The organism is Nocardioides sp. N13(2025), assembly GCF_051912545.1.
GTDB lineage: Bacteria > Actinomycetota > Actinomycetes > Propionibacteriales > Nocardioidaceae > Nocardioides.
The window spans coordinates 314,935-328,539 of the sequence record NZ_CP196809.1; the positions used below are offsets into that span (position 1 = coordinate 314,935).

The 13,605-nt window shown below is 70.7% G+C and carries 10 protein-coding genes; 8 read left to right on the forward strand and 2 right to left on the reverse strand.

Translation table 11 applies throughout. The annotated features are described in order from the left end of the window. Positions 1-5: 5 nt before the first annotated feature. Complete coding sequence (locus tag ACS3YM_RS01595; RefSeq protein WP_439938295.1) at positions 6-1,403, reverse strand: MFS transporter; 1,398 nt, start codon at positions 1,401-1,403, stop codon at positions 6-8. Then, positions 1,400-2,758, reverse strand: a complete 1,359-nt coding sequence (locus ACS3YM_RS01600) for an MFS transporter (RefSeq protein WP_439938296.1) — start codon at positions 2,756-2,758, stop codon at positions 1,400-1,402. Before ACS3YM_RS01600 ends, ACS3YM_RS01595 begins: the two co-directional genes overlap by 4 nt. A gap of 224 nt (positions 2,759-2,982) precedes the next feature. Here ACS3YM_RS01600 and ACS3YM_RS01605 point away from each other — a divergent pair, with 224 nt between their 5' ends. From ACS3YM_RS01605 to ACS3YM_RS01640, 8 genes are read left to right on the forward strand one after another with little or no spacing between them, the layout of a single operon-like run. Beyond that, positions 2,983-6,681 carry a nitrate reductase subunit alpha gene (locus ACS3YM_RS01605; RefSeq protein ID WP_439938297.1) on the forward strand — a complete coding sequence of 1,233 codons (3,699 nt, stop codon included), beginning with the start codon at positions 2,983-2,985 and terminating at the stop codon, positions 6,679-6,681. Between the two features lie 22 nt (positions 6,682-6,703). Continuing rightward, positions 6,704-8,359 carry a nitrate reductase subunit beta gene (narH, locus tag ACS3YM_RS01610; RefSeq protein WP_439938298.1) on the forward strand — a complete coding sequence of 552 codons (1,656 nt, stop codon included), beginning with the start codon at positions 6,704-6,706 and terminating at the stop codon, positions 8,357-8,359. Further along, positions 8,359-9,060, forward strand: coding sequence for a nitrate reductase molybdenum cofactor assembly chaperone (narJ, locus tag ACS3YM_RS01615; protein WP_439938299.1), 702 nt, complete (start codon positions 8,359-8,361; stop codon positions 9,058-9,060). The genes narH and narJ overlap by 1 nt, the downstream gene beginning before the upstream one ends. A gap of 52 nt (positions 9,061-9,112) precedes the next feature. Further along, complete coding sequence (gene narI / locus ACS3YM_RS01620) at positions 9,113-9,841, forward strand: respiratory nitrate reductase subunit gamma (protein WP_439938300.1); 729 nt, start codon at positions 9,113-9,115, stop codon at positions 9,839-9,841. 17 nt (positions 9,842-9,858) lie between these two features. Continuing rightward, entirely contained in the window at positions 9,859-10,407 is a 549-nt protein-coding gene (locus ACS3YM_RS01625; protein WP_439938301.1) for a nucleotidyltransferase family protein, read from the forward strand. Positions 10,408-10,448: 41 nt separating this feature from the next. Continuing rightward, the gene (locus ACS3YM_RS01630) at positions 10,449-11,327 is read left to right on the forward strand and encodes an AAA family ATPase (RefSeq protein WP_439938302.1); all 879 of its coding nucleotides are present in this window, start codon (positions 10,449-10,451) and stop codon (positions 11,325-11,327) included. Then, positions 11,324-12,460, forward strand: coding sequence for a vWA domain-containing protein (locus tag ACS3YM_RS01635; protein WP_439938303.1), 1,137 nt, complete (start codon positions 11,324-11,326; stop codon positions 12,458-12,460). Before ACS3YM_RS01630 ends, ACS3YM_RS01635 begins: the two co-directional genes overlap by 4 nt. Then, a complete protein-coding gene (locus ACS3YM_RS01640) occupies positions 12,453-13,586 on the forward strand; it encodes an XdhC family protein (protein WP_439938304.1) in 1,134 nt (377 codons plus the stop codon). The genes ACS3YM_RS01635 and ACS3YM_RS01640 overlap by 8 nt, the downstream gene beginning before the upstream one ends. Positions 13,587-13,605 lie beyond the last annotated feature (19 nt).

Sequence of the window (13,605 nt, forward strand, 5' to 3'; positions counted from 1 at the left end):
GTGCGTCAGCTCGGCCGCGGCGCGTCCTTGCGGGCGTAGCGCATCCACGTGATCACCACGCACATCGCCGCCCACACGATCCCGATCGAGTAGAAGGCGGTGGGGCCGAGGGTGGTGACGCCGACCCCGAAGAAGAACGGGCCGAAGGCCGCGATGGCCGCGGTCCACCCGATCACGCCACCGGCCTGCCGGCGCTCGAAGATCATCGGCATCTGCTTGAACGTGGACGCGTTGCCGATGCCGGCGAAGAGGAAGATCGCCAGCATGCCCCACAGGAACTGGTCGAAGCCGGACTCCAGCGTGGCGGCCGAGGTGGTGTCGGGCGTCAGCGCCGGGATCGTGTAGGCGATCGACGCGATCAGGCCGAGCCCCGAGACGAGCGTCCACTTTGCCCCACCCATGCGGTCGGTGAGCGGGGCGAACAGCACGCGTGCCCCGGCCCCGACGAGCGGGCCCAGGAAGACGTACTTCACCACGTCGGGCACGGCGTAGCCGTCGATCAGCACCGTCGCCTCGGCTCCCGTGCCCTGCACGATGTCGCCGTTGCCGATGCCGTAGAGGTTGGCCATCAGCAGGCCGAACTGCGCGGCCAGGCCGGAGAAGGTGCCGAAGGTCATGATGTAGAGCAGGGTCATCAGCCACGTGTCGGTGTTGCCGAAGATGTCGAACTGCTGGCGGATGTTGGCCTTGATCGGCACCGACTTGAGCATCGTCCACGACATCAGCGCGGAGATGACCATCAGCGGGATCCAGATGAAGGCGGCGTTCTGGTACCAGACCTCCTGCGGTGCCTTGCCGGGCATCGAGATGGTCTGGCTGCCGCCGAAGAAGGCCAGCCACGAGAAGCCGATGAGGTAGGGGGTGAGGAGCTGGACGAGCGAGACGCCGAAGTTGCCAAGGCCGGCCTGCAGGCCCAGGGCGGTGCCCTGCTTTGACTTGGGGAAGAAGTAGGACGTGCTCGGCATGAACCCGGAGAACGCGCCGCCGCCGAGACCGGCGAGGAAGGCCAGCGTCATCAGCTCCCAGTAGGGCGCGGTCGGCTCCTGGACGCGCACGCCCCACCCGAGGGTGGAGAAGATCAGGAGCAGCGTCGTGAGGCTCACCATCTTGCGGGTGCCGAGGATGGGCGGAAGCACCATCCACACCAGCCGGAAGAGGCCGGCCGAGAGGCCGGGCATCGCCGCCATCCAGTAGAGCTGCGTGGTGGAGAACGAGTAGCCGAGCGGGTTGAGCTTGGGGATCAGGGCACTCGGCAGGAACCAGGCGACGAACGCCAGGGTGAGGGCGAAGGTGGTGACCCACAGGGTCCGCCACGCGAGGTGGGAGTCCCAGGTCTCCTCGTTCTCGGGGTCCCAGGCCTCCAGCCACTCGCCGCTCCTGCGCGGCTGTGCGTCGGTCGTCATGCGCGTGCCTCCTCGGGCAGTCGGTCGTTCGTCAGCGCCGGCTCGGACCGGCGGTCGTCACGGGGGCTCTCGAGCCGGTGCGCCAGCTCGGGCGACTCGGTGTTGAGCATGTGGACCACGGTCCAGTGCATCCAGACCGCGCACGCCAGGGTCAGCACGAAGAGCACGAAGAAGGTGCTGGAGGGGAAGCCGGACCACGCCTTCGTGTAGGCGAAGAGCGGCGGGAGGAAGAAGCCGCCGAGTCCGCCGAGCATCCCGACCAGGCCGCCGACGGCGCCCACGTTGTCGGGGAAGTACTCCGGGATGTGCTTGAAGACCGCGGCCTTGCCGACGCCCATGGCGCAGCCCAGCGCGAACACGAGCAGGGCGAAGGGCACCAGGCCGATGCTGTAGGCCAGGTGCTCGCTCTGCGACCCGTCGGGGTGGCTGATCACGATGTGCCCGTTGGGCATCATCAGGATGCCGGTGACCAGCAGCATCGCGCCGAACGTCCAGTACATGACGCGGCGCGCGCCGAAGCGGTCGGACAGGTGGCCGCCGTAGGGGCGCAGCAGGCTGGCCGGGAAGATGTACGTCGCCGTCAGCAGCGCCGCGGTCTGGAGCGAGACGTCGAAGTTGTCCATGTAGTACGTCGGCAGCCAGGCGGCCAACGCGACGTAGGCCCCGAACACGGCGACGTAGTAGAGGCTGAATCGCCAGACCCGCAGGCTGCGCAGCGGGCGCACCTGCTGGCGCAGCGGCTGGCCGGTGCCGGGTGCGAGGTCGTGGCTCGGCGTGCCGAACCACACCAGTGCGGCCATCACGACCAGCAGCACGGCGTACACGACCGGGACGAGCCGCCAGCCGCCGTCGACCACGCCGAAGTAGGTGGCACCGGCGGTGCCGGCGATGATCGGCGGACCGATGAACTTGGTGACCGAGGCGCCGACGTTTCCGGCGCCGAAGAGACCGAGGGCGAAGCCCTGGTGCTCGCGGGGCTGCCAGGCGGAGTTCCAGGCGATGCCGGAGGAGAAGGCGTTGCCGGCGAAGCCGACGAGGAAGGCCAGCACCAGCAGCATCGTGTAGGACTCGGCGCGCGAGACGAGGAAGGCGGGCACGGCGGTGGCGAGCAGGAGGAAGGTCATCACCTTGCGACCGCCGATGCGGTCGGTGACCATGCCCGCGGGCAGGCGCCAGAGCGAGCCGTTGAGGGCGGCGGCGGCGACGATCCAGGACAGCTGCACCTCGGAGAGGCCGAACTCCTCCCGGATGGGCTTGCCGAGGATGCCGAACATCAGCCACACGGCGAACATCAACGTGAACGCCACGGTGGACAGCCAGAGCACCCGGTTGCGACCGGGCTGGGGCTCGCTCATCTCGACTCCTCCGGGACCGTCGTGCGCGGGCCCTTCCAGGAAGACTGTGAATGATCCTGGCGGCCTTGTGCAGACCCGCGGGACCAAGACGGGACCTAAGTCCCGTCATTGGTGACCTTGTGCTGCTTCGGACTCCAGACGGTGGCGGTGGGCCGTGGCGCCTGTCTAGGGTCGAGGACGTCGGCACTGCCCTGCGTCACTCGCACACGCCCGGAGGCCCCCGCATGACCCTCGAAAGCTCCCTGACGTCGGCACTGATCGGCGGCCGCCGGTTCTTCACGAAGGCGGAGGTGAGCGAGGACCAGCGGACCCTGCACAAGAAGGGGGGCCGGGAGGGCGACGTCTTCTACCGCGACCGCTGGAGCCACGACAAGGTGGTGCGCTCCACGCACGGCGTCAACTGCACCGGCTCGTGCTCGTGGAAGGTCTACGTCAAGGACGGGATCATCACGTGGGAGGCGCAGCAGACCGACTACCCCAGCGCCGGCGCCGACCGGCCGGAGTACGAGCCGCGCGGGTGCCCGCGTGGCGCCGCCTTCAGCTGGTACACCTACAGCCCGACCCGGGTGCGCTACCCCTACGTCCGCGGTGTGCTGCTCGACCTCTTCCGCGCCGCCAAGCAGCAGTACGGCGACCCGGTCGTGGCCTGGGGCTCCATCGTTCAGGACGAGGAGAAGGCGCGGGCGTACAAGAAGGCCCGTGGCAAGGGCGGTCTGGTGCGTGCCTCCTGGGAGGAGGTGGCCGAGATCGTGGCCGCGGCGCACGTCTACACGGTCAAGCGGTGGGGCCCGGACCGTATCGCCGGCTTCTCACCGATCCCTGCGATGTCCCCGGTCTCCTACACCTCGGGCGCGCGCTTCCTCGAGCTCATCGGCGCCCCGATGCTCTCGTTCTACGACTGGTACGCCGACCTGCCGAACGCGTCGCCGCAGATGTTCGGCGACCAGACCGACGTCCCCGAGTCGGGGGACTGGTGGGACGCCGGCTACCTGATGATGTGGGGCTCCAACGTCCCGATGACCCGCACGCCCGACGCCCACTGGATGACCGAGGCGCGCTACCGCGGGCAGAAGGTCATCGCCGTGGCGCCCGACTACGCCGAGAACGTGAAGTTCGCCGACGAGTGGGTGAGCCCGGCGCCCGGCACCGACGGTGCGCTGGCGATGGCGATGGGGCACGTCGTGCTCAAGGAGTTCTTCGTCGACTCCACCACGCCCTTCTTCGAGACCTACAACAAGCAGTACACCGACCTGCCGCACCTCGTCTGCCTCGAGCCCGACGACTCCGGGGCCTACCGTCCCGGCAAGTTCCTCGTCGAGGGCGACCTCGGCGGCGACAGCGAGAACGCCATGTGGAAGCCGGCCGTCATCGACGCCACCACCGGCGAGGTCCGCATCCCGCACGGCTCCATCGGTGACCGCTACGGCGACGAGGGCCTGGGGAAGTGGAACCTCGAGCTCGGCGACATCGACCCCGCGCTCAGCATGTACCGCGACCACCAGGGCGGGACCCGCGAGTCCGTCGAGGTCGAGCTGCCGCGCTTCGACGCGGCCGACGGCAAGGTCGTCCACGAGCGACGCGGCGTGCCGGTCGCCCGGGTGGGCGAGCGCGTGGTCACCACCGTGCTCGACCTGCTCCTCGCCCAGTACGGCGTCGCGCGCGACGGCCTGCCGGGGGTGTGGCCGCGCACCAGCGAGTCGGACCCGCACGGCTACGACGACCCGTCCGTCCCCGCGACGCCCGCGTGGCAGGAGCAGCACACCGGGGTCCCGGCCAGCCAGGTCACCCGGCTCGCGCGGGAGTGGGCGCAGAACGCCATCGACACCGACGGCCGCGGCATGATCCTGCTGGGAGCCGGGGTCAACCACTGGTTCCACTCCGACCAGATCTACCGCGCGATCCTGCTGCTCACCACGATCACCGGCACGCAGGGACGCAACGGCGGGGGCTGGGCCCACTACGTCGGGCAGGAGAAGATCCGCCCGATCATGGGCTTCCAGCACATGGCCTTCGCGCTCGACTGGCACCGCCCGCCGCGCCACATGAACCAGACCGCCTACTGGTACGTGAACACCTCGCAGTACCGCTACGACGGCTTCAGCGCCGACGACCTCGACTCCGGGACGGGGGTCTTCGCCGGGAGGACGGTGATGGACCTGCTGGCCCAGTCGGTCCGCCTCGGCTGGTCGCCGTCGTACCCGACGTTCGACCGCAGCAGCCTGCAGCTGGCCGACGACGCCGCGGCCGCGGGCATGGAGGCGCCGGCGTACGTCGCCCAGCAGCTCAAGGAGGGCAATCTCCGGTTCGCGGTCGAGGACCCCGAGCACGAGGACAACCACCCCCGCGTCCTGTCGCTGTGGCGCTCCAACCTGCTCGGCTCCTCGGCCAAGGGCAATGAGTACTTCCTTCGGCACCTGCTCGGCACCGACTCGGCTGCCACCGCAGTGGAGGCGCCACCGGACAAGCGTCCGCGCGACGTCGTGTGGGCGGAGAAGGCGGCCGAGGGCAGGCTCGACCTCCTGACGACGATCGACTTCCGGATGACGTCGTCGACGATCTTCAGCGACGTCGTGCTGCCGGCGGCGACCTGGTACGAGAAGCACGACCTCTCGACCACCGACATGCACCCCTTCGTCCACTCGTTCAACCCGGCGATCGCGCCCCCGTGGCAGACGAAGTCGGACTGGGACACGTGGAAGGTGATCGCGAAGAGGTTCTCCGAGCTCGCCGTCGACCACCTCGGCACCCGCAAGGACGTCGTCGCGAAGCCGCTGTGGCACGACACCCCGGAGGCCATGGCCACCGAGCACGGCGTGGTGAAGGACTGGAAGCTCGGCGAGTGCGACCCGGTGCCCGGCAAGACGATGCCGGTGATCGCGGTCGCCGAGCGCGACTACACCGCGATCTTCGACAAGATGACCTCGATCGGCCCGCTCATGGAGAAGGTCGGGATGCTCACCAAGGGCGTCGCCTACGACGTGAAGCGGGAGATCGACATCCTGCGCACCCGCAACGGGGTGACCCGGGGCGGGGCGGGTGACGGCCAGCCCAAGGTCGAGACCGACGTCCAGATGGCCGACGCGATCCTGCACCTCGCCGGTGTCTCGAACGGCCACCTGGCCACGCAGGGCTTCAAGTTCCTGGAGAAGCGCACGGGCACCGAGCTCGCCGACCTCGCGGCCGAGCACGAGGGCAAGCAGATCACCTTCGCCGACACCCAGGTGGCGCCGGTGCCGGTGATCACCTCGCCGGAGTGGTCGGGCTCGGAGTCGGGCGGGCGGCGCTACAGCCCGTTCACCATCAACATCGAGCGCAAGAAGCCGTTCCACACCCTGACCGGTCGCCAGCAGTTCTACGTCGACCACGACTGGTTCATCGGGATGGGCGAGATGCTGCCGGTCTACCGACCGCCGCTCAACATGACCGAGCTGTTCGGGGAGGCCCCGATCGGCGAGCAGAACGAGCTCGGCGTCTCGGTCCGCTACCTCACGCCGCACAACAAGTGGTCGATCCACTCGGAGTACCAGGACAACCTGTTCATGCTCTCGCTGTCGCGTGGCGGCCAGTCGGTGTGGGTCTCCGACCGTGACGCGGCCAAGGTCGGGATCAAGGACAACGACTGGATCGAGATGGTCAACCGCAACGGCGTCGTCGCGGCCCGCGCCATCGTCAGCCACCGGATGCCGGAGGGCACCGTCTACATGCACCACGCGCAGGACCGGCTGATCGACGTGCCGCTGACCGAGCGCGACGGCAAGCGCGGAGGCATCCACAACAGCCTCACCCGCGTGCTGCTCAAGCCCAACCACATCGTCGGCGGCTACGCCCAGCTCGCCTACTTCTTCAACTACATCGGCCCGATCGGCAACAACCGTGACGAGGTCACCATGATCCGCAAGCGGACCGCGCCGGTCGAGTACTGAGCCGGAAGAGGAGACGACAGACATGCGCGTGATGGCTCAGATGGCCATGGTGATGAACCTCGACAAGTGCATCGGGTGCCACACCTGCTCGGTGACCTGCAAGCAGGCCTGGACCAACCGGGCCGGCACGGAGTACGTCTGGTTCAACAACGTCGAGACCCGGCCGGGCCTGGGCTACCCCAGGACGTACGAGGACCAGGACGAGTGGCAGGGCGGGTGGATCCGCAAGCCCAACGGGCGGCTGGCGCTCCGAGCCGGCGGGCGGGTGAAGAAGCTGCTCAGCATCTTCTCCAACCCCAAGCTGCCCTCGATCGACGACTACTACGAGCCGTGGACCTACGACTACGAGACGCTGACCAGCTCCCCGCAGACCGACACCTTCCCGGTGGCCCGGCCCAAGAGCCTGATCTCCGGCAAGGACATGAACGTCGAGTGGTCGGCCAACTGGGACGACGACCTCGGGGGCTCGCACGAGCACGCGGCTCGCGACGTGATGCTCAAGGGCATCGAGGACAAGGTGAAGCTCGAGTTCGAGCAGACCTTCATGTTCTACCTGCCGCGCATCTGCGAGCACTGCCTCAACCCCTCGTGCGCCGCGTCGTGCCCCAGCGGCGCGATCTACAAGCGCGAGGAGGACGGCATCGTCCTCGTCGACCAGGACCGCTGCCGCGGCTGGCGGATGTGCGTCTCGGGCTGCCCCTACAAGAAGGTCTACTTCAACCACAAGACCGGCAAGGCCGAGAAGTGCACGTTCTGCTACCCGCGCGTCGAGGTCGGCATCCCGACCGTCTGCTCGGAGACGTGCGTCGGCCGGCTGCGCTACATCGGCCTGGTGCTCTACGACGCCGACAAGGTGCTGGAGGCGGCGAGCATCGAGGACGAGCACGCGCTCTACGACGCCCAGCGCGCCTGCTTCCTCGACCCTCACGACCCTGACGTGCAGCGGGCCGCGGAGCAGGCAGACATCCCGGGTGACTGGGTCGAGGCGGCGAAGAAGTCCCCGGTCTGGGCGTTGATCAACACCTACGAGGTCGCCCTGCCGCTGCACCCGGAGTACCGCACGATGCCGATGGTCTGGTACATCCCGCCGCTCTCGCCGGTGGTCGACGTGGTCAAGGAGACCGGCGAGGACGCCGAAGACCGCGGCAACCTGTTCGCGGCGATCGACACGCTCCGGATCCCGGTGGAGTACCTCGCCAACCTGTTCACCGCGGGCGACACCGTGCCCGTCGACCGGGTCCTCAAGAAGCTCGCGGCGATGCGCTCCTACATGCGCGACATCAACCTCGGTCGCGACCCCGACGAGTCGATCCCGGCGTCGGTCGGGATGACCGGGGAGCAGATGTACGAGATGTTCCGCCTGCTCGCGATCGCGAAGTACGCCGAGCGCTACGTCATCCCGCCGGCCCACGCCGAGCAGGCCCACGCGCTCGAGGAGCTCGCCACGGACTGCCCGGTCAGCGAGTACGGCGGCGGGCAGCAGGACCTCTTCGGCGAGGGCTCGGGGTACCCGACGCCGGTCGCGGTGGAGAACTTCCGGATGCTCCAGGACCGGCAGACCGCGGACACGATTGCGTCGCCCGACGACAAGGCGTCGCGGGTCAACCTGCTCAACTGGGACGGCAAGGGCACCCCCGAGGGGCTCTTCCCGCCACGTGGCGACGGGGGCGGTGCGTGATGTTCCGTCGCAGGGCTGCCTCCGCCAGGGGCGACGACACCGCACCCGTCTGGGGCGTCTGCTCGGCGCTCCTGGACTACCCGACCGAGGAGCTGCTCGCCTCGCTCGACGACCTCGAGGCGCTGGTCCCCGAGCACCCCCACCTCTCCGGGCTCTTCGAGCACCTGCGCCGGGTGCCCCTCGCCGAGCTCCAGCAGGACTACGTCGCCACGTTCGACCACACGCGCAAGTGCGCGCTCTACCTGACCTACTTCGCCTATGGCGACACCCGCAGGCGGGGCGCGGCGCTCGTGCAGTTCAAGGAGGCCTACCGCGAGGGCGGGGTGGAGTGGGCCGAGGAGCTCGGGGAGCTGCCCGACCACCTGTGCGCCGTGCTGCAGTTCGGGGCGACGGTCGACACCGACATCGCGTGGCGGCTGCTCAACGACCACCGCGCCGGGGTGGAGATGCTGCGCCTCGCCCTCACCGGATGGCGCAACGACGACGGCTCGGTCGGGTCCCCGTGGGCCGCCGCGCTGCTGGCGATCTGTGCCACCCTTCCCGACCTCAAGGGCGAGGAGGCCGATGCCGTACGCCGTCTCGTCGAGCAGGGCCCGCCCGCCGAGGAGGTCGGCCTGTCCGGCTACGGCGCCGACCCGGCCCTGTCGGGCGGCCCCGCCCTCATCTCGACCGCCACCATCCCCGTAGGAGCACCTCGATGATCCACCCCACAAAACTGCTCGCTGCGCTCGCACTTCCGCGGGGACCCCGGAAATGAACGTCTTCCTCTGGGTCATCGTTCCCTACCTGTGCCTGGCGGTGTTCGTCGTCGGGCACTTGTGGCGCTACCGCTACGACAAGTTCGGGTGGACCACCCGTTCGTCCCAGCTCTACGAGGACCGGCTGCTCCGGCTCGGCTCGCCGCTGTTCCACTTCGGCATGCTCGGCGTGGTCGGCGGCCACGTGATCGGCCTGCTGGTCCCGCGCTCGTGGACCGAGGCCGTCGGGGTCGACGACCACCTCTACCACTACGCGGCGGTCATCGGCGGGCTCATCGCCGGGGTGATGGCCCTGGTCGGCATGACCATCCTCATCTACCGCCGGCGCACGGTCGGACCGGTCTTCTCGGCCACCACCGTCATGGACAAGGTGATGTACGCCTTCCTCGGCGCGGCCATCGTGCTGGGCATGTGGAACACCATCGCGGGATCGATCTTCAGCCTCGGCGGGGAGTACAACTACCGCGAGGGCGTGTCGGTCTGGTACCGGTCGTTCCTGGCCTTCCAGCCCGACGCGGACCTGATGGCGGAGGCCCCGATGGGGTTCAAGCTGCACGCCCTCGTCGCCTTCGGGCTCTTCGCGCTGTGGCCCTTCACCCGGCTCGTCCACGTCTTCTCGGCCCCCGTGGGCTACCTCACCCGCCCGTACGTCGTCTACCGCTCGCGCGGCGACCGACCGCTGGGCAACGCGGCCCCGCGCCGTGGCTGGGACCGGGTCGGCTGACCTCCTACGGTGGTGCCATGACCGTCATCGGCGTCCTGCTGGCCGCGGGCGCGGGTGAGCGCTTCGGCGGGCCCAAGGCGCTGGCGCACGACCACGACGGCACGTCCTGGCTGCTGCGCTCGGTGCAGGCGCTGCGCCCGTGCGACGAGATCGTCGTCGTGCTCGGCGCCGAGGCCGGACGAGCGGCTGCCCGGCTGCCGATGTCGGTCTCGCGCATCCGGGCCGACGACTGGGCCGAGGGCATGGGCGCCTCGCTGCGCGCGGCGCTCGAGGCGCTGGCTCGCACCGACCACGACGTCGCCCTGGTCTCGCTCGTCGACCTGCCGGACGTCGACGCGGCGGTCGTGGCCCGCCTGTGCGACGCCGCGACGGGTCGCGCGGTCCTCGCGCGGGCGTCGTACGACGGGGTGCCGGGGCACCCGGTGCTGCTCGGGCGGGACCACTGGGCGGGGGTGATCGCCACCGCGACCGGCGACCGCGGCGCGCGCGACTACCTGGCCACCCACGAGGTCGCGCTGGTCGAGTGTGGCGACCTCGCCACGGGTCAGGACGTCGACAGCAGGTGAACCCAACGTGCGACCAACGTGGTGGGTCGTAGCCTGACCACATGGGTGAAGGGATGGACTCCGCCGCCGAGGTCGCTGCCCGGCTGGGCGCGACCGGCTACCTCGCTGACGAGGAGCTGGCCACGGTCGTGTTCCTCGCCTCGCGGATGCAGCGGCCGCTGCTGCTGGAGGGGGAGCCGGGCACCGGCAAGACCGCCCTCGCGGAGGCCCTGGCGCAGAGCCTGGAGCTGCCGCTGGTGCGGCTGCAGTGCTACGAGGGCATCGACGCCAGCCAGGCCCTCTACGACTGGGACTTCCCGCGTCAGATCCTCCACCTGCGTGCCCTCGAGGCCGCCGGGGACGTGGACTCCGACGAGGCCGAGAAGAGCCTCTACGACGAGCGCTTCCTGCTCGCGCGACCCGTGCTGGCCGCGCTGCGCCAGGCGCCGGCCGTGCTGCTCGTCGACGAGGTCGACCGGGCCGACGACGAGTTCGAGGCGTTCCTGCTGGAGGTCCTCTCCACGTGGCAGGTCACCATCCCCGAGTTCGGCACGGTCACCGCGCCCGTCCCGCCGCTGGTGGTGCTGACGTCCAACCGCACCCGCGAGCTGCACGACGCGCTGAAGCGGCGCTGCCTCTACCACTGGATCGACCACCCCGGCCTCGAGCGCGAGATGGAGATCGTCCGGTCACGTGCCCCCGAGGTGAGCGAGACGCTGGCCCGCCAGGTGGTGGAGCTGGTCCAGCAGCTGCGGGCGCGCGACGACCTGCTCAAGCCCCCCGGCGTCGCCGAGACCCTCGACTGGGCGCGCGCCCTCACCTACCTCGGCACGGCGGAGCTCGACCTCGGCTCGGCTGCCGCGACGCTCGGGGCGCTGCTGAAGTACCGCGAGGACGCCGACCGCGTGAAGGCGGCGCTCGACAGGATGATGTCGCGATGAGCCACCCGACGACGACCACGGTGCACGCCGCCGACGAGGTGCTGCTCGGCTTCACCCGGGCGCTGCGTGCCGCGGGCGTCGCGGTCACCCAGGACCGCGCCCAGGGCTTCCTGGCCGCGGTGGCCGCCGTCGGCGTCGACGACCGACAGGCCACCTACTGGGCCGGTCGGGCCACGCTGTGCGCCTCGCCCGACGACCTCGCCCGCTACGACCAGGTCTTCGCCGCGTGGTTCGACCCGCGCGACGGCCTGCCCCGCGCCCAGCCGCGCGAGGCCTCGCGCCCTGCCTCCGCGCACCTGCTGCCGGACGCCGAAGGCGCCGGTGGCGGCGGTGAGGGCGAGGAGGACCTCGTCCGCGCCAAGGCGTCCGCCGCGGAGGTCCTCCGGCACCGCGACGTCGCCTCCCTCGACGCGGCAGAACGCAGGCGGCTGGCCGGGATGTTCGTCCGCCTGTCGCTGCGCCCGCCCACCCGGCGTACGGCCCGGCACCGCGCGTGGCACCGCGGCGAGGTCGACGCCTCGCGCACCCTGCGCAACTCGCTGCGCCAGCTCGGTGAGCCCGGCGAGATCGCGTGGCGTCGCCGCGGCGTCCGGCCGCGCCGCGTGGTGCTGCTGGTCGACGTGAGCGGCTCGATGAGCGCGTACGCCGATGCGCTGCTGCGCCTGGCCCACCGCCTCACCCAGTCGGCGCGGACCACGGGCGGCACGGTCGAGACGTTCACGATCGGCACCCGGCTGACGCACGTCACCCGGGCCCTGCGGACGCCCGACGCCGACCGCGCCATCGTCGCGGCGGGCGAGGTGGTCCCGGACTGGTCCGGTGGGACGCGGCTGGGGGAGACCCTGCGCGTCTTCCTCGACCGGTGGGGCCAGCGCGGCCTGGCGCGCGGGGCGGTCGTGGTGGTCTTCAGCGACGGCTGGGAGCGCGGGGGCGCCGAGCTGCTCGGCGAGCAGATGGCCCGGCTGCAGCGGGTCGCCCACCGCGTCATCTGGGTCAACCCGCACCGCGGCAAGGCCGGTTACGAGCCCCTCCAGGGAGGCGTGCTCGCCGCGCTGCCGCACTGCGACGACTTCCTCGCCGGCCACTCGCTGGCGACGTTCGCCGACCTGACGGAGGTGATCGCACGTGCGTGACGTGCTGCCCGAGCTGATGCAGTGGTGGGAGGCCGGCGAGACGATCGGCGTGGGCACCGTGGTGGCCACCTTCCGCTCCGCGCCCCGGCCCCCCGGCGCCTCCATGCTCGTGGGACCCGACGACACCGCGGTCGGGTCGGTCTCGGGTGGCTGCGTCGAGGGCGCGGTCTACGAGCTCGCCCAGTCGGTGGTGGCCTCGGGAGAACCGGTGCTCGAGCGCTACGGCGTCTCCGACGACGACGCCTTCGCGGTCGGGCTGACGTGCGGCGGCATCCTCGACGTCTTCGTCGAGCAGGTCTCCCGCGAGACGTTCCCGCAGCTCGGCGAGGTGGCCGCGGACATCGAGGCCGGACGACCGGTCGCCCTGGCCACCGTCATCGAGCACCCCGACGCGTCGTGGGTGGGCCGGCGCATGGTCGTACGTCCGCACGCCGAGGCCGAGGGCAGCCTCGGCTCGCCGCGAGCCGACGCCGCCGTCCACGACGACGCGCTCGGCCTGTTGGCCGCCGGCACCAACGCCACGCTCACCTACGGCCCCGACGGCGAGCGCCGCGGCGAGGGCATGCGGGTCTTCGTGTGGGGCTTCGCGCCCAAGCCGCGGATGCTGGTCTTCGGCGCGATCGACTTCGCGGCGGCCGTGGCCAAGGTCGGCTCGTTCCTCGGCTACCACGTGACGGTGTGCGACGCCCGCCCCGTCTTCGCGACCAACTCGCGCTTCCCGGGCGCCGACGAGGTCGTGGTCGACTGGCCGCACCGCTACCTCCGGGCCGAGCTCGACGCCGGCCGCATCGACCGTCGCACCGTCCTGGCGGTGCTCACCCACGACCCGAAGTTCGACGTGCCCCTCCTCGAGGTCGCGCTGCGCCTCGACGAGGACGTGCGTCCGGGCTACATCGGCGCCATGGGCTCGCGGCGCACCCACGAGGAGCGGATGTCCCGCCTGGTCGAGGCGGGCCTCACCGCCGACGAGCTGGCGCTGCTCTCCTCGCCCATCGGGCTCGACCTCGGTGCGCGCACTCCCGAGGAGACGGCCGTGTCGATCGCGGCGGAGATCGTCGCGCGCCAGTGGGGCGGCTCGGGGGAGCGGCTGGCGACCACCGCAGGCCGCATCCACCACGACGACTGATCCTGTGCGCCGAAGGCCC